Below are 22,526 nucleotides of genomic sequence, written 5' to 3' on the forward strand. Positions count from 1 at the left end.
CGGAACTGAATGCGGCGATCCGGCCCTTAGTTTGTGACGGTTGTGTGACGCTGCCTGTCTTTGGTTGCTGCGCGCTGTGGCTGTATGCACCGTTCGGCTGCGCCAATCGGGCGTTGTCGGCGATCTGTGCCGGCCGGTCGAAAAAAGTGCCAGGGCGATGTCGGTTCGCGTGACATCCGCACGTCTTATTGCCACGACACATGAAACCGCGAGGAGTAAAACATGTTCCGAACTGCCCTAATCGCCGCAGCAATGTTGATCGCAGGGCCCGCTCTTGCCGATAGCCAGCCCGTCGGCGAGCGCGTCGAAATCAACGGCATGAAGATGTATTTCGAGGTGTCCGGCGAAGGCGACCCGCTCATCGTCCTGCACGGCGCCTATATGAATATACCGTCGATGGGTGCGATCATTCCCGAGCTTGCCAAGACCAACAAGGTCTATGCGATCGAGTTCCAGGGACATGGGCGCACGACCGACATCGAGCGGCCGATCACCTATCCGAACCTTGCCGACGACGTCGCCGCGTTCATGGATGCGGTCGGCGTGAAGAAGGCAGACGTGTTCGGATACTCGATGGGTGCCGCCGCCGGGCTGCAGCTTGCCATTCGCCATCCCGACAAGGTCAACAAGCTTGCGGCCGCCTCGGTCGGCTACGACGCAGAGGGCTGGCAGCCGGAGTTCAAGGCATTTATCCCGCAGATGACGGTGGAGATGTTCGTCGGCATGCCGTTTGCCGAGGACTATCGCAAGCTTGCCGCAAATCCCGATGGCTTCCCGGCGCTCGTCGCCAAGCTGATCGCGCTTGAAAAGGAGCCGATGGCCTGGGAAAACGACGTCAAGGCTATGAAGACCCCGGTGCTGATGATTGCCGGCGACGCCGATGTCGCAACCCTCGAACATACGGTCGCGATGTTCCGGCTGCTTGGTGGCGGCGGCATGGGCGACATGGGCAAGCCGCTGCCGGCGTCGCGCCTCGCCATCCTGCCGGCCACCTCGCACACCGCCGTGATCAACCAGCCCGAGCTGCTTCAGGCCCTGATCGTGCCCTTTTTCAAGGGCGAGACGCCGAAGGGGATGTTCCAGTAGGGCTTGCGACGCGGCTTCGGCTACGCCCGCTTCCGGGCGTCGGCGATGATCCAGCGCGCGGCCTTCTCCGCGATCATCATGGTCGGTGCGCTGGTGTTGCCGCTGGTAATCGTCGGCATCACGCTGGCATCGACCACCCGCAAGCCTGAGATCCCGCGCACCTTCAGCCGGCTGTCGACGACCGCCATGCGGTCGTCCTCGGCGCCCATCCGGGCGGTGCCAACCGGATGGAAGATCGTGTTGGCGATATCACCGGCCAGTTTCGCCAGCTCTCCATCGCTCTTGAATTCGACGCCCGGCTTCCATTCGACCGGCTCATACCGCGCGAGCGCCGGCTGGCTGACGATCGAGCGGATCTGCCGGATGCTGTCGGCAGCGATCTTGCGGTCCTCGTCGGTGCTCAGATAGTTCGGCGCGATTGCCGGCGCATCGCCGCGGCGGCGCGAGCGGATCCGCACATGGCCGCGACTTGTCGGGTTGAGATTGCAGACGCTGGCGGTGAAGGCCGGGAAGCTGTGCAGCGGCTCGCCGAAGGCGTCGAGGCTGAGCGGCTGCACGTGATATTCGAGGTTTGCATGCGCGCGGCCGGGGTCGGAGCGCGTGAAGGCGCCGAGCTGCGATGGCGACATGCTCATCGGCCCGCTGCGCTTCAGCACATATTCGAGCCCGATCCGCGCCTTGCCGACAAGGTTGCTCGCCAGCGTGTTCAGCGTCCTTGCATTTTTCACCTTGAAGACGGCGCGGATCTGCAGGTGGTCCTGCAGGTTTTCGCCGACTCCGCCGAGATCTTCGACAACGGGAATGCCCATCGCCTGCGACAGTGCGCCCGGTCCGATGCCCGAGAGCTGCAGGATCTGCGGCGAGCCGATGGCGCCGGCTGAAAGAATGACTTCGGCTCTCGCCCGGACCGTCATCCGGGTGTTGCCGCGATGAAGCGAGACGCCGGTGCAACGCCTGACGCCATCCGCAGACGTCTCGATCACCAGGCTTTCGACATCGGCCTCGGTCCAGACCACCAGATTGCGGCGATGGCGAACCGGCCGCAGGAACGCCTTGGAGGTGTTCAAGCGCCATCCCGCCTTCTGGTTGACTTCGAAATAGCCGACCCCTTCGTTGTCGCCGCTGTTGAAGTCGGGCGTTCGCGGGATACCGGCCTCGACCGCGGCCTCGGCGAAGGATTCCAGTATGTCCCATTTCAGCCGCTGTTTTTCGATGCGCCACTCGCCGCCACGGCCATGCATGTCGGAAAAGCGGCTGTTGTCGCCCGTGACTGGATCGGCGCCGGCATCGAGCCGGTAGTGGTCCTCGTGGGCCTTGAAATCCGGCAACGAATTCTCCCAGGACCATTCGCGGTCGTTGGTCGTGGCCGCCCAGCTCTCATAGTCGCGCGATTGTCCGCGCATGTAGATCATGCCGTTGATCGAGGAGCAGCCGCCAAGCGTCTTGCCGCGCGGATAGCGCAGCGACCGGCCGTTCAGCCCTGCTTCCGGCTCGGTCTTGTAGAGCCAGTCCGTGCGGGGATTGCCGATGCAATAGAGATAGCCGACCGGAATGTGGATCCAGGGATAGTTGTCGCGCCGGCCTGCCTCGATCAGCAGCACCCGCTTGTCCGCGTCGCGGCTCAGACGATTGGCAAGCAGGCAGCCGGCCGAGCCGGCGCCGACGATCACATAGTCGAAAACGGTGGCGTCAGAAGTCGAAGCGTCGGATCTCATTGCGAGCATGTCCCAGGTCGGCGGAAGGCGATGACCCCGCCGCAATCCGTTTCGTGCGGGTGGCCCATAGTCCTGCCTTTATAATTTCCATCGATGATCGCAGCGCCGCGATCCTCCCTTGCGCACTAAACGACTATCATCGGGTGAAATCCAATGATAAATGGTGTCGAGTATTATTAGGGAAATTTATATATGTCGGATCATCTGGATCTGCGGTTGCTGCGGGCTTTCGTCACGGTGGCGCGGGAAGGCAACGTCACCCGTGCGTCGGAACTGCTGCACCTCACCCAGCCCGCCGTCAGCCTGCAGATCAAGCGCCTGTCGCAGGATCTTGGGCTCACGCTGTTTCACCGCACGGCCAGCGGGTTGGAGCTGACGCGCGATGGCGCACTTCTGGCGGCAAAGGGCGAGCAGGTGCTGGCGTCGGTCACCGAGTTTCGGCAGACGGCGATGCATCTGACCGCCCAGCTTCGCGGCACGCTCAGGATCGGCACCATCATCGACCCGGAATTTACCCGGCTCGGCGCCTTCCTGCAGGCACTCGTCGAAAGCGGCCCCGGTATCGAGACCACCTTGCGCCAGGGCATGAGCGGCGAAGTCGCGATCGGCCTGAAGCGCAACGAGCTTGATGTCGGCTTCTTCCTGGGCGATCTCGATGATTTCGGCACGAGCACCGATGCCGTGGCGACCGACGCGGATGCCCAGTTCTTCGTCAAGCCGCTGTCGCGGCTGACCTACCGCGTGGTCGCGCCGCCGTCTTTCGCCGGCATCGTCGCGGGCAAGGACTGGAGCGAGCTTGCGGCCTTGCCCTGGATCGGCACGCCGTCCGCTTCCGTCCATCACCGGTTGCTTGCGCGAAAGCTCGGCGCCTTGAACCTGAGGCAAAACGTCGTCGCGCTCGTCGATCAGGAAACATCGATGCTGGCGATGGTGCGCACCGGGCTCGGTCTCAGCCTCTGTCGTGAGTCGATTGCACTCGGCGAACAACAGGCAAACGGGCTCATCATTGCCGACAAGGTCAAGCTGGAGACCACGCTCGGCTTCGTCTGTCTGCGGCCCCGGCGCACTGATCCGAACGTGGCGCTCGCCTTTGACGTCATCGACAGGATATGGCGAACGGACCGAAGGGAACACGGCTGAAGCCGCACCGGAACGCGGCTCGCGATTTTGGCCGGTGCCACGGCGAAATGCGTTGGCGACATAGTCGCCCGGTTGTCCGCGATGCCGCTTACTGCAGCCAATTGCTGTTTGCCGCGTCACTTCTGAAACGGGTGATTATTTCCCGCAACCGATCGGGCTCGTGCTCGGCCGTTACCGAGGTGCGCAGCGCATTCACGCGCCGCGACCAGGGCCGCGACACGGGCAATGCATAGACGCCCAGTTCGAGCGCACGCCGGAACAGGGAGGCGACCGCATCGGGGTCCGCACACATGATCGGCACGATCGCGGCCGAGGATTGCGCGGTGTCGAAACCCAATGCGTTGAGCCCATCGCGCCACACTGCACTGTTGTGATCAAGCCGCTTCTTCAGCGCGCGGCCCTCCGTTCGCATCAGCTGTGCGCCTTGCAACGCGATGAACGCATTCAAGGGAGAGAGGCTGGTTGAAAAACTCGCGCCACGCTGAAAACGCAGGCGCGATGCGTGTTCGGCGTGGCAGGTGGCATATCCACCCGTCGAGCCGAGGGCTTTTGCCAGCGTGCCGGTCCGCACGTCGATCGATCCCGGCAAGCCGAAATGGGTTTCCACGCCCGATCCATCAACACCGATCTGGCCGAGTGAACAGGCCTCGTCGACAATGAGCAGGCACTCGAAGCGACGGGCGATGGCGTGAAATGCCGGAAGGTCCAGCAGGTCGCCTTCAATGCTGAACACGCCTTCCGTGACGATTGCGTGCGTGCCGGCGCGAGAGCGCGAGGTCTTTGAAAGCAGCTGCTCGAGACTATCCGCGTCGTTGTGGCGGTAGATGGATATTCTTGCGCCGCTCAATCGGCAACCATCCACGAGGGACTGATGGCAGCTCTCGTCGATGAACAGGTGGGCATCGCCCTCGACCACGGAAGGTATAGCGGAAATATTGGCCATGTAGCCTGAACTGTAGAGCAGGGTGGCCTCGCTGCCATGTAGTGCCCCGATCGCGGCCGCCAATTGTTCGTGCCAGGAGGTAAATCCATTCAGCTCTGCCGATCCATGCGCGCCATGCGCTTGCGATTGCTCGAGAAAATGCGCGACCTCTATGCGGGTGCCGGGCCGGCCGGCAAGTCCGAGGTAACTGTTGGAGCAGCAGTGGTCGAATGTTCCCTGCTCGAAGCGTATGCGGGTTTCATCGACGTCGAGCACCGGCCCCAGAAGATCGCGCGGGTTGGTGTGTGGTCGCATTGTGGCCTGCAGCCCTGCTGGAGCCGTTCGATCGCGCCGGACTTCACCGGCAAGTGCCGACGCCAGCTCGACGATGGACATCCCGTTGTGAAGCCTTGCAATTCTTTGCTCGCTGCCACCGACATCGCTGCTCAGTTGTGTCACCAGCTCCACGAACCGCAGCGAGTCGACGCCGAGGTCGGCCAGCGACACCTGGCGTGTCGCATCCTCCAGGCCGGTATGCCGAAAGACGAACGCTGAAATCGCATCGATGGGCGCGGCCGCCATCGCCGATTCACGCGCCGCGACGGCGTCCGTCTCGATCTGCAGGTGCACTCGCGCGGCCAGCGCCCTGGTGTCGACCTTTCGGTTGAGCGTGAGCGGGAAATCTTCCATCGCGCACAGGCGATGGGGAACCATATAGTGTGGCAGGCGCGCGGCGAGCCAGTGGCGAAGGTCTTCAAGTGCGCCTGGAGGCCGTATCGGGACGATGCAGGTTACCAACGTCGGCAAGCCATCCACATCAATGACAAGTGTGGCGGCGTTGCCGACCTCCGGGTGCTGGCGGCACACATCGTCGATGGCCGTGGGTTCGATCCGGTAGCCACTGATCTTCTTTTGATCGTCCATCCGGCCGGCAAAGACGACGCCGTAACGCATCGACACATATCCGAGGTCTCCGGTCAGATAGGTCGGGGCATCGCTCGGTTCCGGCAGGACGTCGTGCCTGAACCTGCGGGTCGTCAGTTCGGTGTCGCCGAGATAGCCGAGGGCAAGATATCGGCTGTTGAGCGCGATCTCCCCGATCTGGAAAGGCAGGGTTAGTCGCCGATGTGCGCGATCCCTCACCAGAAGGTTTACGTCGTTCATACCGCGTCCGAGCGGAACCACGTCCGGCAGAGCCGCGAGCGCCTCGCGATCGCCCGGCAAATCGTAGAACCCGACCGCGCGCTGGGTTTCCGTCGCGCCGTAGAGATTGACGATCCGCGCCACCGGCGCCGCGGCGCGCAGCGCTATGGCCTGCGACCGTGTGAGTGCCCCACCGACGCAAAAAAGCGCGCGCAGATGTGGCAGGCGTGTCGTTTCGCCGAGCCAAGGTACGAGCGCTGCGTTGAGGCAGGCAATCTCGATCCTGTTTGCCGCCAGCCATCGCGGCAGACGCAGTGGCTCGCTCAAATCATGTTCGTCCGGTATGACGATGCGACCACCGAGGTAGAGCGGGGTCATGATGTCGCGTTGCAACGGATCATGGCCGATGCTGGAGCACATCCCGAAAGCCGCGTCGTCCATCGGCCCGAACCGATCGCCCATCCAGTCGAAGAAATGTGTGAGTGAGCTGTACCGCCCCGCGACCGCCTTCGGCTCACGGGTGGTCCCTGAGGTGAGTGTGATGACCGCACAGTCGTCGCCATCCAAGCAGTCGGTGTCCATCGCCGGCGCCTGGGTGTTCGGGTCGAGCTCGACCTCTGTCGCAACAGGAACCCCCGGCAAGTCCAGCTGCCGGCCGGCCAGATTGACCACCAGCGCCGGCTGGACGATCCGCCGGCAGGCCGCGACGTAGGCGTCCGGCTGGCGCGGGTCGACCAGACACACCGCAAGCCCGGCTTTGAATGCGGCGACAACGGTTGCGACCAGCGCAGGCCCGCGCGGAGCGATCAACAGCAGCCTGTCGCCCTTCGACAGTCCCAAATTCCGCCAAGCCAATGCGATGCCATCGGTCACGCGGGCAAGTTCGCCGTAGCGCATGATTGTATCCCCGGCGACGATCGCCGCACGATCGGGTGCGCGTGCCGCAATCGTGGAAAAGCGCCGGATGAACAGATCCTCGCCACTTCCGACGGCATCGGCAGTTACCGTCTGGGCGGGAAGCGCCGGTTGGAGGAGCTTGACCATATCGGCGGCATCGTCTGCGCCGTGCCGGACGGACGCCACCAGACAACGCAGCGCACGCTCCAATATTTCCGGGAAGCCCGGATCATTGAAACCGGTCTGCCGCTGGATATAGGTGATGGTCACCACATCCGCGTTCGACGTGGGCTCCACAGCGAACGCCGTGCGGGGGCGCCAGCGCGTGACGGTTGCCACGTCCAAGGTGGCTCCACTGCAGATGATCACATGCTCGCCGTCGCCGAGCGTATTTCGCCGGTCGGTGCCCGCCTCCGTTGCGAGCGTGCGGCATGTACCGAGATTGACCGAGCCGCCCGTGAGACGGGCCAGTTCGATCTCTGAAAACAGCGGGGCATCGGCATCGGCGTTGCGGCACAACCAGGTCTTGCCGGTAAATACGCCGTCGAACAGGTGGTGCAAAGCGACGGCCATCGCCAGCAGGCTTTCCGGATCGACGGCCGGTAGACGCCATACAAAGCGCTGATACTCGCCGTCCTTGGCATCGGCACTGGATGTCATGGGTTTCCCCCTTCTTCACTAACGCGAGCTTCGACTGGCGGAAGCCCTGCCACTGTGATCGCAAAGGACCCGTCAGGTGGCGGCGCGCTGAAACGTTGGCATGAAATACGCCTGAACCGGCCGCGGTCTGAGGCCGTGCCGCGTCTTGAAGCGTGGGTTGCGACGGCCCGCTTCGACCCTCGGCTTTCCTGTGATCAGCGCTTCGTTGATGGCGGCCAGACAAGCGAGATAAAATGGGCTGATCTGGGGCACGGCGCTGTAGTCGTTGCCGGCAACCCACCAATGCAGCGTCTTTTCGTCGACGAGCAGGACCGTGGAGCCGATCAATCTATCGCCAAGCCGCTGTTCGAATACGCGCACGTGCCCGCCAAGATCGCGTAGGAAGCCCTCGAAAACACCCGGACGGTAGTAGTCGGCATTGCCGTACTTGGCAGCGCCGGCCCGGGCCAGCGCAACAAATCCTTCGAGGTCGGCGTGTTCCACATCCGCGATGCCGGCGACGACGCCGGCGCGCTGCGCAATGCGTGTGTAGCGCCGCAAATTCGAGCGCACGGGATGATCGAGCGTTGCAAGGTAGTGATCGATGTCGGGAATGGCCGAGACGTCGGCAAGGAAGCGCTCATCGACCTGGATCCCCGTCATGCCGGCGGCCGTCAGCGCGCGGGCCAGCGCGCCGGTGCCATCGACGTTGGTAAATCCCCAAAGCGATGCACCGAGATCAGCGGCCAGCGCCTCCATCGTCCACAGCACCGCGCCGACGATGTCCGGATCGAGACGGCGCGTCGGGATCCAGGTGTCGTAGCAATGCCAGACGTGATTGACGAGCACGGTCTCGTCGCCGAAAGCCGGGAAATGATCGTGCAGCACCCTCATCGGATCGACGCCACGAATGACGTAGACAGGCATTGCAAAGACCAGAGTGCCGTGTTCGTCCTCACCGGTGATGTAGACATGCGAGCGCACGCCGTGCAGGGGAAATCGCTCGAACGCACGCAGGAACGCCGAGCGGTAGAAAACCGGTGCGCCACAGCCGATAACCAGCTCATCCCAGCGGGCTGGATCCGCTTCTTCGATGCTGCCGTAGGTGCAAACGCGCATCGACATGGGACCTCTCAATGATGCGATCGGGCAAACGGATTGTAAAAGATCGCGTCCGGATCATGCCGTTGGCGCAATGTCCGCAGGCGCTCGAGCGCGGACGTGGAATAGCAGCGCCCGACATCGTCGAGCCGCGCTTCCAGATCGAACTCGTTGACGTAGGCGCCGGTCGCGATCGCCGCCATCTCGTCATAGAAGCGTTTGAGCCAGGCGCCGTTGACCGGGTCGTCCTCGGCCGAGCCCCATTGCGCGTAGGTCGAGACAAAATATCGGCCCGAAACCGAGTAGGCGGCGTCCGGGTGGTCATGCTGCCCCCGCCAGACGATCAGGGAAAGGCTGGCGGGTGAGGGCGCGGTCGGCAGGTGGCGCATGATGATGTCGACGGCCACGTCCAACTGATCGCAAAGCACATTGTCGGTGCGAAAGCGTTTCGAGACCAGAAGGGTTTCTCCCTGGCCAAGAATGCCGGCGAATGTCGTTGCCTGATCTTGCACGCGCACCAGGCAGTCCGACAGGATCGGCAATTCCGCCAGCGGGGCCTGCAGCGTCCGCGCCTCCACCGCGTCATGCGCAAAGGCGATGGCGGTAAGGGCGGCAATGCGGCCGTGATCTTCGGGAGCGCAGTGGCTGGCGAGTTCCAGTGGCGCCGAGATCACTGCCAGCATGACCTGAAGCCGCCGGTCGAGCGTGGGCGCGATCGCGTCCAGAGCGGCCGCAAGGTGAGGCAGTTCGGCAAAGCGCAGCAAATAGGTGTTGCTCGTGATCGCACCCGGCTGATCATAGCAGTGGAGATGGAAGCGGGTGACGATGAACGGCAGTCCGGGCCCGCCGCCACGCATAGCCCAGAACAGATCGGGGTTCTCGGTGGGGCTGGCGTGTCGCTCGGCCCCGTCGGCGGTGACGATATCGGCCGCCAGGATGTTGAAGGTGCTCATGCCGCCCCATGCGGCACAATTGATCCCGAGCCCGCCACCCAGAAGAAAGCCGCCGATCCCGACGGGTGCGCCGTGGCCAACGGGAAAGGCCAACCCCTCGCGTTCGAGGGCGGCCGCGACCTCGCCGCTCGTCGCTCCCGCTTCGACGATGATGCGGTGCTCCGAACGATCGACTGTGAGCGTGTTCATCCGCGACAGGTCGATCAGCAATCCGGCATCGCACATGAATATCGAGCTGTAGCTATGGCCCGTGCCGCGCACGCCGACCACGAGCTTGTGGTGACGCGCGAATTCCACGGCAACGACAACGTCCGCCGCCGAGCGCGCCTCGACGATCAAGGACGGAAAGCACTCTGGTGGCCGGCCGTTCCAGACAAGTGCCCGTCGGCGGGCCTCGTAGTCAGCCGACAGCCGGCTGCAGACCCGACCATCGAGCGCCCGGGAGAATTGCTCGACCTCAGTGGCGGTCGGGTGCCCTTGGGGACGGTTCACGGCTTTTGTCCCGTCACGATGCTGTGGTAGCCGAAAGCCGGGATGATCCGGATATCGCGGAAGCCCGCGTCCTCCAGAAATCCGCTGATCTGCGGGCCCGAATACTGCTCGCCTTCCCCCCAGCCAAGCATGATCATGCTCGTCGCCGCTGCCGGAAAGGGTCCGCTCTTGCCGGCGTCGTCATAAAGGAACTCGTGGATGATCAACCGTCCGCCGGGTTCGAGGCTCTCAAAGCTCTTCTCGCTGAGGAACCGACACTTTTCCGGCGACCAGCCATGAAAGACATGCGAGTAGAAATGCAGGTCGGCTGGCGGAAACGGGTCAGTCCACATATCGCCCTTGCGGGTATCGACGCGATCGGCAAGACGGGCCCGGGCGATGAATTCCTCGGCCACCGGGCAGACTGTTGCGAGATCGAACACCGTTGCGCGAAGTTGCGGGGCGACCCTTGACGCCATCAGGGCATGCGCACCCGACCCTCCACCGATATCCAGCATTCTGCGGTGGGTGGAGAGATTCAGGACGCGCGTCCATCCGAAAGCGGCAGACACGCTGACCGAGTGCATCGCGCGGGTAAATGCCCGTGTGCGTTCGGCGTCTTCGCGATGGGTTTCGTAGATGTCCTCGACGCCGTAGGCCTGCGGCACGCCACTGACGATGGCTGTCTCCAAGGCCGCGAACGAAAAGACCTCGTGGTTGTCGATCAGGAGATCCCAGTAATGCCCGAAATAGGTGGGGCTGCTATCCAGCAAATAGGTCTGCGACAGCGGCGTCAAACGATAGCGGCCTTCCGTGAGGGCGAGGAACCCCAACGCGGTCGCGGTGCTTGCCAGGATCTGAGCGCCGCGCCGCTCAAGCTTCAGGCCTTCGCCGAGTTCTCCGAGCGTCGGGTTCTTATCGGCAACGAACCTGAAGAGATCAAGCCGATGGGAAATAAACAGTGCCGGCAGTCCGAAGATGCCGAAAATGACATCCCACAATGGGCGATCATCCATCCGCGGTGCACCCGCGATGGACTGTGGCTGGCTCGACATGACGATCCTTTCGGAAGGGGCGGCGTGACGGCAAACGCCTTACACGCCGCGCGTTTTTCCGCACGTCCTGCTCAATCGCAAATCTTTTTCCGAGATGTACTTTGTGTACATCAATGGCGATGAAATTGCAATCCGTGAGAGATCGATTTCGTTTGTGCAATTAGGGAGTGAGCAACCACAGGGATGTCCTTGATTGCGGTTTCGATTTTGCCGATTGGCCGGGAAGCCGCTACGGGAGGGCTGGCCGTTCCTGCGCGGCGTCGAAGGGAGCTCTGATCACGGACATGGTTGATTGCGCTCGTTCATCTACCAAGAGGCCCCAGATCATTTGCCCGAAACGCTTCGACCTACGGGCTCACCTCAGCGACTGAAGTGTCTTGGCCAGCTTCCTGACCGCGCTCTCGATTTCCAGAGGCGTGTAGGCCGCAAATCCCATCAGAAATCCTGCCTCGCCGTTGCCTGCGTGATGGAGCGCCGACAAACCGAGAAGTTCGATCCCGACCCGTCGCGCCGCGTCGACGGCGGCGCGTTCCGAGAGGTCGACGTTGAGCACGCAAGGCATCTGCAGTCCGCCTGCCGGAACACGTGGCTCGACAACATCCGGCAGGTGCTTGCGAACGAGCAGCGCCAGTTTTTCCAGGCGCCCGGCATAGACGCCGCGCATCGTGCGAATATGTGCGCCAAAATGCCCACCCTCGATAAAGCGGGCGAGCGTCAGTTGCGCCATCGGCGCGGTATGACCATCCAGCAGCGTGCGCGCCACGGTCATCGGTTTCACGAGCTGGGGCGGCAATACCGCATAGCCTATGCGCAGACCTGGAAAAAGCGACTTGGTGAAGGTGCCGATATAGACCGTCCGGTCGTTAGCATCGAGACCCTGCACGCAGGCCGTGGGCTTGCCGGCATAATGAAACTCGCTGTCGTAATCGTCTTCAATGATCCACGTCCGATGCCGCGCGGCCCACTCGATCAATGCCAGGCGGCGGTCCAATGCCAGCGTCGCGCCGGTCGGGAATTGGTGCGAGGGCGTCAGGAAGACCGCCTTGGCCTTCTGCGGCGCGGCGATGATCTCGTCCGCCACGATGCCCTGTCTATCCACACGGATGGGAACGCATTCCAGTCCCGCCGCGGTAAAGGCCTTTCGCGCGCCATAATAGGCAGGGTCCTCGATGAAGATCCGGTCACCCGGATCCAAAAGAATGTTTGCGCACAGCCACAGGGCCTGCTGCGAGCTCGTCAATACCAGCACGCGGTCTGCGGTGGCACGAGCGCCGCGTTCCAGGTTCACGTAGTCGGCAATGGCACGGCGAAGCGGTTCGGCGCCCTGCGGATCGCCGTGAAGCAGCGTCTGCGTCCCGAGTTCCTTGCGGACCTGTCTTTCGAGGCGTTCCCAGAGAGGAAGCGGAAATGCGCGCGTGTCCGGCACGCCATGCGCGAAGGGGCGAGGGGAAAGGTGCTCGCGCACGCCGCCGCCGCCTAACATCGCATCACCGCGCTTGCTGAGGTTGGGAGGCTGGCCGGGCGACGGCTTGTTCCGCTGCGCGCGGCGAGAGGGGGTGAACTCCGTGATCTGCGCAACGAAGCTGCCGCTGCCCACACGCCTTTCGATGAACCCCTCGGCGTGAAGCTGGGCGTAGGACGCCTCGATCGTATCGCGCGAGACGCCGAGCGACGTGGCGAGCGCGCGGGACGCGGGCAGCCGGTTGCCCGGGCCAAGTGCGCCGTCAACGATCAGTTGCCTGACGGCGCGCTGGATCCGGGCGTGTAGCGGCATTGCCGCCTGGGCAGGATGTGCGATCCACGCTTTCACGGATTCGAGGAGGGAATGCTTGAACAAATGGTCTGGTCCTGATGCGCAATGTGGCAGGGCATATCGGGCCAATCATTGGCTAGATGTCAAGAAACCTTGTCGGCCTTGCGCCCGTACGTCCGGAGACTTTTCACCACATGCCGTCTGAGCCTTCCCATTCCGCCACCCGCCCCGAGGATCTCGCCCACCCCATCGTCGCAGGTCTGATCTCTGTCATCGTCAACTATGGCGGCACTTTCATCCTGGTCTTTCAGGCGGCGAAAGCCGCCGGCTTGAGCCCCGCGGCGACGGCCTCCTGGGTGTGGTCGGTCTCGATCGGGGTGGGGCTCACGGGACTGTTCCTGAGCTGGCGCCACCGCGCACCGATCATCACGGCGTGGTCGACCCCGGCCGCGGCGTTTCTCGTGACGGCCCTGGCGTCGACGCCCTACGCCGAGGCGGTCGGCGCCTACATGATTTCGGCGGCTGCTTTCGTCGTGCTCGGCATATCAGGTTGTTTCGACAAGGTGATCCGCCTTATTCCACCTGGCATCGCCTCGGGTCTTCTCGCAGGCATCCTGCTGCCGTTCGGTATCGGAGCGTTCGGCGGCGCGAGCGTCGACCCACTGCTCGTCGGCGTTCTGATCGTTGCCTATCTTGCACTCAAGCGCCTCTCCGCCCGATACGCGGTGGTGGGCATCCTTGTTCTTGGACTTGCCTTCCTGCTGGTTCAAGGTCGCGTCGATCTGTCCGGGCTGAAGCTGGAATTCGCCGTCCCGGTCTTCACCATGCCCGCGTTTTCGCTGAACGCGCTGCTCTCCGTCGCAATGCCGCTGTTCCTGATAACGCTCACCGGCCAGTACATGCCGGGAATGCTGGTCTTGCGGAACGACGGGTTCACGACGAGTGCCAATCCCATCGTGACGGTCACGGGTCTTGGTTCGCTGGTCATGGCTCCCTTCGGCTCCCACGCCTTCAACATCGCGGCCATCACCGCGGCGATCGCCACAGGCAGGGAAGCCCATGACGACCCGTCCAGACGGTGGGTTGCCGGCATCGCGGCAGGCTGTTTCTATGTGCTGGTCGGCGTCTTCGGCGTGACGCTTGCTGCGGTTTTCCTGGCGTTCCCCGCGACGTTTATCACCACGCTCGCCGGTTTGGCCCTGCTCGGCACCATCGGCGGCAGCCTGGCGGGTGCGATGGCTGACCCGACCTCCCGCGAAGCAGCGTTGATCACCTTCCTTGCGTCCGCCGCAAACATCAAGATGCTCGGGATCGGCGGAGCGTTCTGGGGTCTGCTGATCGGGCTTGTCGCCCATATCGTCCTGAACGGCCGCCTGCGGCGCCCCGCGGGCGCCGGTTCCCTCGAGAGCGAGAAAGCCTCGCGGTAAAATTCAGGGCAGATCGATGTGTTCCCGCCCGAGGGCGCGCCCTCGAGACGACGATCGGGCCCGTAGTTTCCAATCTCACGCACTTGAAGGAGGGCGCTGAGCTGGGGACCGGCGGGCACGTCGCAAACCCTAAATGCGCCTGCGCCTGTCGAGCGATCCGAAAGGTGCTGCCACCCGCCAACAGTGTCGTGACGTCAGACGGACCGCGAGACCTAACCGGCATCGCGCCGGGTCTGCCCCTTGCTCGCCGTGCCGAGATGGCGTTGCGCCACCAATGCCGCCTCGACGCGGTTCTTAGCGCCGAGCTTGATCAGCAACCGACTGACGTGAAACTTGATCGTCTTGACCTGAACGCCCATTTCCTCGGCGATCGCGCGGTTGGTAAAGCCGCGCCCGAGCAGGCGGAACACGGCGTCCTCTTTCGGTGAAAGCGCGTCGATCAGCTTTTCGGCCTTATGTTCCTCGGTTCTGTTGCGGATAACGCCGAAAAGCCGCATGCCCAGGTTCGGCGACATGTAGGACCGCCCTTCGGCGACCGCGACGATCGCTGCGACGAGTTCGGACGCCGGCGTTCCCTTGAGCACGTAGCCAGCCGCCCCGGCGTCAAGCGCCTCGAGCACGTCGTCGTCTTCCTCGGAAACGGTCAGCATTACGACCTTGGTCGCGGGCCATCGGCTGGTGATGTCGCGCGCAGCGTCGATGCCGTTACCAGGCATGGAAATGTCGAGCAGCGCCACGTCGGGCGCAAGCTGTTCGACGAGACCGAGCGCTTCCGCCTTTGACCCGCCTTCGCCGATCACCGAGAGGCTTTCCTCCAGTCGCAACGCCTGCAGAACACCCATGCGAAACAGGGAATGGTCGTCGACGACGATCACCGAAGTCGTTTCACGCATCGGGCAAGCCTCCTCGAAAATCAAGCGTCATGGTCAGTATCGCTCCTGCCGGCCCCGGCGCCTGAAATCAAGGTGCTGCCTGTACCGCGGGATGATCGCAGCATTTTCATAAATTGAAAGAGCATCGGCGAACAACATCTTCGGGTCAGACTATATCTGGACCTAAGACCAGTATCTCTGCTCGTCCTATTCTAATTTTCGCGCCGACAGTGGTCCGACCCTCGGTCCGACATTCGTCGGCAATTTCGCCCGACTTAGCGACGTTTCTTTCTTCGCCGTTTGCCCCGAACATCTGAGCATCAACAGGAAGGTCCTGATCGAGTGATCGGACGAACAGACGATGGCGCAGCCGACGGGCGCAGGCGATGCCTGCCCCTCGGACGGTGAAACTTTGGCAAAAATCGGCGGGCGCGGCTGCGTTACGGCCACGGAGGGTAAAATGGTACAGCTGAACCGAAACGACCTCGACTTCATCCTGAAGCAGATCAAGATCGCGGAGGCCCACACCGCGGCCATCGAGAACGGTGTCGACCCGCGGGTGGCACTCGAACAGCTGGTATCAAGCCCGCTGCTTCCCTACGGCCTGCGCACCGTTGACGGTTCCTACAACAATTTCCAGCCGAACATGACGCACTTCGGCTCTTCGGACCAGGTTATGGCCCGGCTGCTGACGCCGAACTATGCGGCCGCTGAAACCAACATCCGCAACGGTCTGCCGACCAGCTATGCCGATCTCGGCGGTTCGGTCTACGACAGCCAGCCACGCATGATCTCGAACATCGTCGCCGATCAGTCGCTCAACAACCCCGCCGCCATCTCCGGCGCGCTTGCTTCCGTCGGCATCACCGGCTCGCAGGCGCTGCAGATCATCGGCGAAGTCATGCAGTTGCAGGCGGCGGCCCGAGCCGCGCACGCAGCTGTCGCCGACGCGACCGCTGACGCCGACGCCGCCGTAGCTGCTGCCAACGTGATCGTCGCCAATGCGCAGGCCGCGCAGGCCACCGCGCAGTCTGCCTTCGATACGGCAGCCGCCGGACAGGCGGGCGCCGCACAGGACCTTGCTGCCGCCAACGCGGCGCTGGCATCCGCTGTCGCTGCCCGTGATGCACATGCCTCCGTCGTTACCGCGGCCCAATCGGCTGTCGCCGCCGCACTCGTCGCCAGCCAGTCCGCTGCGGCTGCCGCAGTCGCCGCGGAAGCATCCAAGAACATCGCCCTTGCCAATCTCGCCCTTGCTCAGCAGGCAGAGGCGAGCGCGCTGTCCGCCTTCCTGAACGACCCGAGCCCTGCCAACGCCGCAGCCTATGCGGCGGCAGCCGATGCGCGCGACGATGCGCAGATCATCCATGCCCAGGCCGTCGAGGACCATGAAGACGCCGTCGCCGCGCTCGGGGCGGCCCAGTCTGCGCATGCCGCGACGGTTACCGCCCTGCAGGACGCGATTGCCGAGCAGCAGGTGCTGTCGAATGCGGCAAGCCTTGCTCAGGGAGAGGTCGCGGATGCGGCGGCAGTTCTTGCCGATGCCGATGCAGGCTTGACCGCCGCCACCGGCGACCTTGCCCAGGCAACTGACGCTCTCGCCGACGCGATCGAGGCGCGCGACGCCATCCCGACGGGCGGCGCGGCAACTGCGGCCGCCGTCGCTGCCGCGGCGGCGGCGGATGCGGCCGTGATCGCCGAAGTCACTTCGCATGGCGTGACGATGGACGGCGACAACGTCTTCATCAAGAACATCGCCGCCGACCTCGGCGACACCGCTTCCTTCAACGGCTTCATGACGATCTTCGGCCAGTTCTTCGACCATGGCCTCGATCTCACCTCCAAGGGCGGCAGCGGCAACGTCATCATTCCGCTGCAGCCGGACGACCCGCTCTACGTGCCGGGCAGCCCGACCAACTTCATGGTTCTGACCCGCGCAACCAACGATGCCGTCCATGCCGGCCCGGATGGCCAGGTCGGGACCTCCGACGACATCCGCGATCATCGCAACGAGACAACGCCCTGGATCGACCTCAACCAGGTCTATACCTCCAACCCCTCGCACCAGGTGTTCCTGCGCGAGTATGTTATGGTCGGCGGCAAGCCGATGGCGACGGGCCAGATGCTCGAAGGCGCAAACGGCGGCCCGCCCACCTGGGGCGACATCAAGGCCCAGGCGCGCGAGTTGCTGGGCATCGAGCTCAGCGATCTCAACGTCCACAGCGTGCCGCTTCTCGTGACCGACCTCTATGGCGAGTTCGTGCGCGGCGCCAATGGTCTGCCCCTGATGGTGACGGCGACGGGACCCGTCGAAGGCAATCTCGCAGCGCCGCTCAATGCGCTGACCAGCCTCAGCGCCGGCCGGGCCTTCCTTAACGACATCGCCCACAACGCGGTGCCGAGCGCACCGATCGACCATGACCGCAACCCGGCGACAGCACCCGTGGCGGTGCTGCCGGATGCCGACAATGTCGCCGGAAACCCCATCATTCCCAACCAGTTCGGTTTCAACCTCACCTATGACGACGAGCTGTTGAATGCCCACTTCATCGTCGGCGATGGCCGCGGCAACGAAAACGTCGCGCTGACGGCGACCCACTCTATCTTCCACAGCGAGCACAATCGCCAGGTCGACGAGATCAAGGCGACGCTCCTGGCCGAAGGCGACCTGGCGCTGCTCAACGAATGGCTGCTGGTCGATGTGACGAGCCTACCGGCCGACTTGTCCACTTTGATCTGGGATGGCGAACGGCTGTTCCAGGCGGCGCGCTTCTCGACCGAAATGGTCTACCAGCATCTGGTCTTCGAAGAGTTCGTGCGCGCCGTCGCCCCGCAGATCGATCCGTTCGTGTTCTCGCATTCCGTCGAGATCGACGCGGTGATTTACGAGGAGTTTGCCCAGGTCGTCTATCGCTTCGGCCACTCGATGCTTGCCGAGAACGTCGAGATGCTGAAGCTCAGCAACAATGCGGCAACGCCGGAAGAAGTCGGCCTGATCGACGCTTTCCTGAACCCGATCATCTTCAACAGCGCAGGCGTCGATGCGCATGCGGCCTCGGGCGCAATCCTTCGTGGCATGACCCGGCAGGCCGGCAACGAGATCGACGAGTTCACGACCAGCGCGCTGCGCAACAACCTTGTAGGCCTGCCGCTGGACCTTGCCGCACTCAACATTGCCCGCGCTCGCGAAACCGGCGTGCCGTCGCTCAACGAGGCCCGGCGCCAGATCTACGAACAGACGAACGACACCTATCTCAAACCCTATGAAAGCTGGGCAGATTTCGCCCAGCACATCAAGAACCCGCTGTCGATCGTCAACTTTATCGCCGCCTATGGCACGCATGACGCGATCACCGCGGCCACGACCGCGGAAGCCAAGCGCGACGCTGCCTGGGATCTGGTCTTCGGCGTTGCAGGCGAGACGGCCGGAGAGCGTCAGGCGCGCCTCGACTACCTGAACTCGACCGGCAGCTGGGCCGCCCGCGAAACCGGTCTCAACAAGGTCGATTTCTGGATCGGCGGCCTTGCCGAAGCGCTGATGCCCTTTGGCGGCATGCTCGGCTCGACTTTCACCTACGTGTTCGAGCTGCAGATCCAGAACCTGCAGAACGGCGACCGCTTCTACTATCTGAGCCGCACGCAGGGTCAGAACCTTTTGAACGAGCTGGAAAGCGACAGCTTCGCAGACCTGATCCGCCGCAACACCGACACCGAGGAAACCGGCCTGCACATCAACGGTGCCGCGTTCCAGACGGCCGACTACATCATCGCGATGGATCAGTCGAAGCAGTACAACAGGGGGATCGGCAACGCCGACCCGACCGGCGAGGCCGACGTGATCTCCGCCATCACCGGTACGACCTCCCTGGTCGTGCGCGCGGCCAACTACCTGCGCTTTACCGGCGACCAGCACGTGGTCCTCGGCGGCACCAATACCGGCGAGACGCTGATCGGCGGCTCCGGCGACGACACGATCTGGGGTGAAGGCGGCGACGACCGCATCGAGGGCGGGTTTGGCGTCGACCACCTGCATGGCGGTGACGGCGACGACATCATCACCGACAGCGGCACCGACATCGGCGCCGCCGACGTGATCAAGGGCGAGGGCGGCGACGACATCATCAACGGTGGCATGGGCCTCGACCTCATCTTTGGCGGCGACGGCAACGACGTTCTGGCCGGCGGCGAGGATCAGAAGACGATTTCGGGCGGCGAAGGCAACGACTTCATCCGGGCGCCCACCGGCGGCGGGGTCCTCCTCGGCAACGAGGGCGACGACTGGATGGAAGCCCAAGGCAACATGACGACGCTCACCGGCGATAACTCAGAGTTGTTCTTCAACTCGCGCGTCATCGGCCACGACGTGATGATCGCCGGCGAGAATGACACCGACTTCGACGGTGAATCCGGCGACGACATCATGGTGCAGGGTATCGGCATCAACCGCTCGAACGGCATGGCCGGCTTTGACTGGACGTCGTTCCAGAACAACGACTATGGCGCCGATGCCAACATGAACATCAGCATCTTCGTCAACCAGCAGAATAACATCGTCAGGGACCGCTACGACCTGGTCGAGGGCCTGTCCGGCTGGGATCATAACGATCGGCTGACCGGCCGCGACGTGGTGATCGGCGGCTATGATCCGAATGGCAATGCGGCTCAGGTCGAGCCCGATGCGCCGATCGAGAGCTTCTCCAACGCACTGCTCGAAAAGAATGTCGACCGGATCGCCGGCCTGCGCGATCTCGTCGCCCACCTGCAACGCTTCGAGATCTACAATCCGCACAATCTCGACGCCAACGGCAACCCGATCAATCCCGCCGGCGAGATGCAGCTTGGGGTCATGGATACGTCGGATGGCTCGGATATCATCCTGGGCGGCGGCGGATCCGATATCATCCGCGGCATGGGCGGCAACGACATCATCGACGGTGACAAGTGGCTGAACGTCCGCATTCTCGTGACGCCGGACCTCTCCCGCGGACAGATCTGGACACCGTTCAGCATCGACTCGATCGCCGACATTCAGGCGCGGCTTTTCTCCGGCGAGATCAAGCCGAGGCAGTTGCAGGTGGTCCGGGAAATCCTCGACGGCGGCAATGAAGGCGACGTCGATACCGCCGTCTACTACGACGACTTCGAGAACTACGAAATCACCTATAACGACGACGGCAGCGTTACGGTCGCACATATCAACCCGACCGTCGGCATCGTCGATCCCGAAACCGGCAGGCCCCTCGAAGCCGAGGGCACGGACCGGCTCTTCAACATCGAACGCATCCAGTTTGCCGACCGGGTCCTCGACCTTCGCCTGCCGACCGTGGACCTGCACGCCTTCGAAAGCCAGAGCTACCGGGATCAGTTCGCAACGGCTAGCTATGCCAACTCCAACGGAACCGTCCCCTGGGCGAGCAGTTGGACCGAAGCGAACGATCGCGTGGGGAATGAGGCAACGACCGGCGAGATCCGCATCAATGCCGGCCAGCTTGAATTCCGGCAGGATACGGGGGGCGGCTCCACCCCCGCTGGCGCATCCATCACCCGCGGCATCGACCTGTCGACGGTTGGCAACGGCACCGCGACGCTGAGCTTCAGCTACCAGGAGGCCAACCTCGACAACGGCGAAACGCTGCAGGTGCAGTATTCGACCGACGGCCAGAACTTCACCACGCTGCAGACGCTCAACAGCACCTCCAACAACGGCACGGCGAGCCTGACACTGACGGGGCCGTTTACCGCCACCGCCGCAATCCGTTTCCTCTTCAGCGGCGTCGACGCCGGCAATGAAACCGTGCGCATCGACAACGTCAACGTCCAGTTCACCCGCCCGATCGACGATGGATCGACGGGCTGGACCAGCACCTTCGTCGAGGACCAGGCTGCAGTCGGCATTTCGAGCCTCGCCGGAATTGCGAGCAACGAGCAGATCGTCTCCGCAAGGGTCGTCCTGACCAACGCTGCCGCCGGGGACGTCCTGACGGCCACGACCGGCAACGGCCGCCCGGCCGGCATCTCGGTCCAGCAGACGGCCGCCAATGGCCAGATCGTCCTGCAGTTTTCGGGCACGGGGACGGCTGCGGACTACCAGAGGGCCCTCGACGCGGTCCGCTTCGAAAACACCTCCGACAACCCGAGCACGACACCTCGGCAGATCGCGGTGACGGTCAATGACGGCATTCGCAACAGCTCTGTCGCAACGGCCACCGTCAATGTCACCGCGGTTCAGGATCCGACGGTCGCCAACGATGACAGCATCGTCACGAACGTGGTGCGCGGCACGGCGATCATCATTCCGGAATGGGCATTCCTCTATAACGACGTCGATCCGGACAGCACGCTGGACGTGACGGCAGTGTCCAACCCGAATGGCCTCACGGGTGTCAGCCTGACCACCAACCCCGGCTCGGTGACGCTTACCGACCCGAGCAATGGTGCGGCCGGCGGGCAGTTCACCTACACGGCGACGGGAAGCAACGCAGACAACGCCAACGTCTCGCTTGGCTATGACACGGTGGGCACGATCACCGGTGGCAACGGCAGCCAGATCCTGGTGGGCAATGACGCCGCCAACACCTTCAACGCCGGTGCCGGCAACGACGTCATCCTCGCCGGCGGCGGAGACGACATCATCGAGCAGACCAGCAACGAGGGCCGTGACATCGTCGATGGCGGGACCGGAAGCGACACCTACCGCCTGTCGGGCGCGCAGGGCGCAGAACAGTTCCGCATCTATGCGGTCACCAACGGGCAGAATGCCGGGCTTGCGGCAAGTCTCAACACCGCATTCCTTGCTTCGACGGAAATCGTCATCACCCGCACGGTGGCAGGCGTCGAGGCGGTCGTGGCCGAACTCGACAACATCGAGGAGATCATGGTCGGCAATCTGAACGTGACCGCCAACAACGGCAACGGCACGCCGGACGGCGGTGCCAGCGGCGGGGATACCATCCAGGTCATCGGCAATTTCGACAGCACCAGTCTCAACTACTCGACCATTACCATCGAAGGTTCGAGCGGCGACGACATCGTCGATATTTCCAGCCTCACCTCGGCACATCGCATCGTCTTCCGCTCGAACGGCGGGAAGGACACCATCGTCGGCACGCTTCGTCCGCAGGACGTGGTCGAGATCCCGGCGGGCGCCGACCCGGCAAGCTATCAGGCGACCGACAACGGCAACGGCACGACGACGCTTTCGAGTGGCGAGCACACCATCACCTTCCACGGTGCTGCACCGACCCTGGTGCCGGTGAACGACGACGACGACGCCGGGTCGGACCCGGACGACGACGACGATCATGGTGGTGACGACGACGATGACGACACCTGCGGCTCCGGCGACGGCGACG

The 22,526-nt window shown here is 63.6% G+C and carries 11 protein-coding genes; 4 read left to right on the forward strand and 7 right to left on the reverse strand.

Annotated features, from left to right (window positions below; all coding sequences use genetic code 11):
• Positions 1-222: 222 nt before the first annotated feature.
• On the forward strand, positions 223-1,086 hold the full coding sequence (locus RTP54_RS18865) for an alpha/beta hydrolase (protein ID WP_312365002.1): 864 nt from the start codon (positions 223-225) through the stop codon (positions 1,084-1,086).
• A gap of 20 nt (positions 1,087-1,106) precedes the next feature.
• On the opposite strand, the gene RTP54_RS18870 is transcribed toward RTP54_RS18865, so the two are convergent.
• Positions 1,107-2,801, reverse strand: coding sequence for a GMC family oxidoreductase (locus RTP54_RS18870; RefSeq protein ID WP_112815964.1), 1,695 nt, complete (start codon positions 2,799-2,801; stop codon positions 1,107-1,109).
• A 192-nt stretch (positions 2,802-2,993) separates the two neighbouring features.
• On the opposite strand from RTP54_RS18870, the gene RTP54_RS18875 reads away from it, so the two are divergent.
• Positions 2,994-3,941, forward strand: a complete 948-nt coding sequence (locus tag RTP54_RS18875; RefSeq protein WP_312365007.1) for a LysR family transcriptional regulator — start codon at positions 2,994-2,996, stop codon at positions 3,939-3,941.
• A gap of 88 nt (positions 3,942-4,029) precedes the next feature.
• Here the strand turns inward: RTP54_RS18875 and RTP54_RS18880 are convergent, their stop codons facing one another.
• The 5 genes from RTP54_RS18880 to RTP54_RS18900 form a co-directional block, all read right to left on the reverse strand.
• Positions 4,030-7,563, reverse strand: coding sequence for an aminotransferase class I/II-fold pyridoxal phosphate-dependent enzyme (locus RTP54_RS18880; protein WP_312365008.1), 3,534 nt, complete (start codon positions 7,561-7,563; stop codon positions 4,030-4,032).
• 72 nt (positions 7,564-7,635) lie between these two features.
• Positions 7,636-8,667 carry a GNAT family N-acetyltransferase gene (locus RTP54_RS18885; RefSeq protein WP_312365010.1) on the reverse strand — a complete coding sequence of 344 codons (1,032 nt, stop codon included), beginning with the start codon at positions 8,665-8,667 and terminating at the stop codon, positions 7,636-7,638.
• 8 nt (positions 8,668-8,675) lie between these two features.
• On the reverse strand, positions 8,676-10,088 hold the full coding sequence (locus RTP54_RS18890) for an FAD-binding oxidoreductase (protein ID WP_312365011.1): 1,413 nt from the start codon (positions 10,086-10,088) through the stop codon (positions 8,676-8,678).
• The gene (locus RTP54_RS18895) at positions 10,085-11,083 is read right to left on the reverse strand and encodes a methyltransferase (protein WP_312365013.1); all 999 of its coding nucleotides are present in this window, start codon (positions 11,081-11,083) and stop codon (positions 10,085-10,087) included. The genes RTP54_RS18890 and RTP54_RS18895 overlap by 4 nt, the downstream gene beginning before the upstream one ends.
• A 394-nt stretch (positions 11,084-11,477) precedes the next feature.
• Positions 11,478-12,959, reverse strand: a complete 1,482-nt coding sequence (locus RTP54_RS18900; protein ID WP_312365015.1) for a PLP-dependent aminotransferase family protein — start codon at positions 12,957-12,959, stop codon at positions 11,478-11,480.
• Positions 12,960-13,069: 110 nt separating this feature from the next.
• Between RTP54_RS18900 and RTP54_RS18905 the strand changes: the two genes are divergently transcribed.
• Positions 13,070-14,302 carry a benzoate/H(+) symporter BenE family transporter gene (locus RTP54_RS18905; RefSeq protein ID WP_312365017.1) on the forward strand — a complete coding sequence of 411 codons (1,233 nt, stop codon included), beginning with the start codon at positions 13,070-13,072 and terminating at the stop codon, positions 14,300-14,302.
• Between the two features lie 212 nt (positions 14,303-14,514).
• Here the strand turns inward: RTP54_RS18905 and RTP54_RS18910 are convergent, their stop codons facing one another.
• A complete protein-coding gene (locus RTP54_RS18910) occupies positions 14,515-15,195 on the reverse strand; it encodes a response regulator transcription factor (RefSeq protein WP_312365019.1) in 681 nt (226 codons plus the stop codon).
• A 439-nt stretch (positions 15,196-15,634) separates the two neighbouring features.
• On the opposite strand from RTP54_RS18910, the gene RTP54_RS18915 reads away from it, so the two are divergent.
• Positions 15,635-22,526, forward strand: a 6,892-nt coding sequence (locus tag RTP54_RS18915; protein ID WP_312365021.1) for a peroxidase family protein, incomplete at its 3' end; no start/stop codon positions are given.

It is taken from the genome of Ensifer sp., assembly GCF_031989085.1.
Taxonomy (GTDB): Bacteria; Pseudomonadota; Alphaproteobacteria; order Rhizobiales; family Rhizobiaceae; genus Ensifer.

Excerpts from the sequence above, each read along its gene's own strand:
- RTP54_RS18865 (WP_312365002.1), top strand. The coding sequence starts at position 223 with ATGTTCCGAACTGCCCTAATCGCCGCAGCAATGTTGATCGCAGGGCCC.
- RTP54_RS18870 (WP_112815964.1), bottom strand. The coding sequence starts at position 2,801 with ATGAGATCCGACGCTTCGACTTCTGACGCCACCGTTTTCGACTATGTG.
- RTP54_RS18875 (WP_312365007.1), top strand. The coding sequence starts at position 2,994 with ATGTCGGATCATCTGGATCTGCGGTTGCTGCGGGCTTTCGTCACGGTG.
- RTP54_RS18880 (WP_312365008.1), bottom strand. The coding sequence starts at position 7,563 with ATGACATCCAGTGCCGATGCCAAGGACGGCGAGTATCAGCGCTTTGTA.
- RTP54_RS18885 (WP_312365010.1), bottom strand. The coding sequence starts at position 8,667 with ATGTCGATGCGCGTTTGCACCTACGGCAGCATCGAAGAAGCGGATCCA.
- RTP54_RS18895 (WP_312365013.1), bottom strand. The coding sequence starts at position 11,083 with ATGGATGATCGCCCATTGTGGGATGTCATTTTCGGCATCTTCGGACTG.
- RTP54_RS18905 (WP_312365017.1), top strand. The coding sequence starts at position 13,070 with ATGCCGTCTGAGCCTTCCCATTCCGCCACCCGCCCCGAGGATCTCGCC.
- RTP54_RS18910 (WP_312365019.1), bottom strand. The coding sequence starts at position 15,195 with ATGCGTGAAACGACTTCGGTGATCGTCGTCGACGACCATTCCCTGTTT.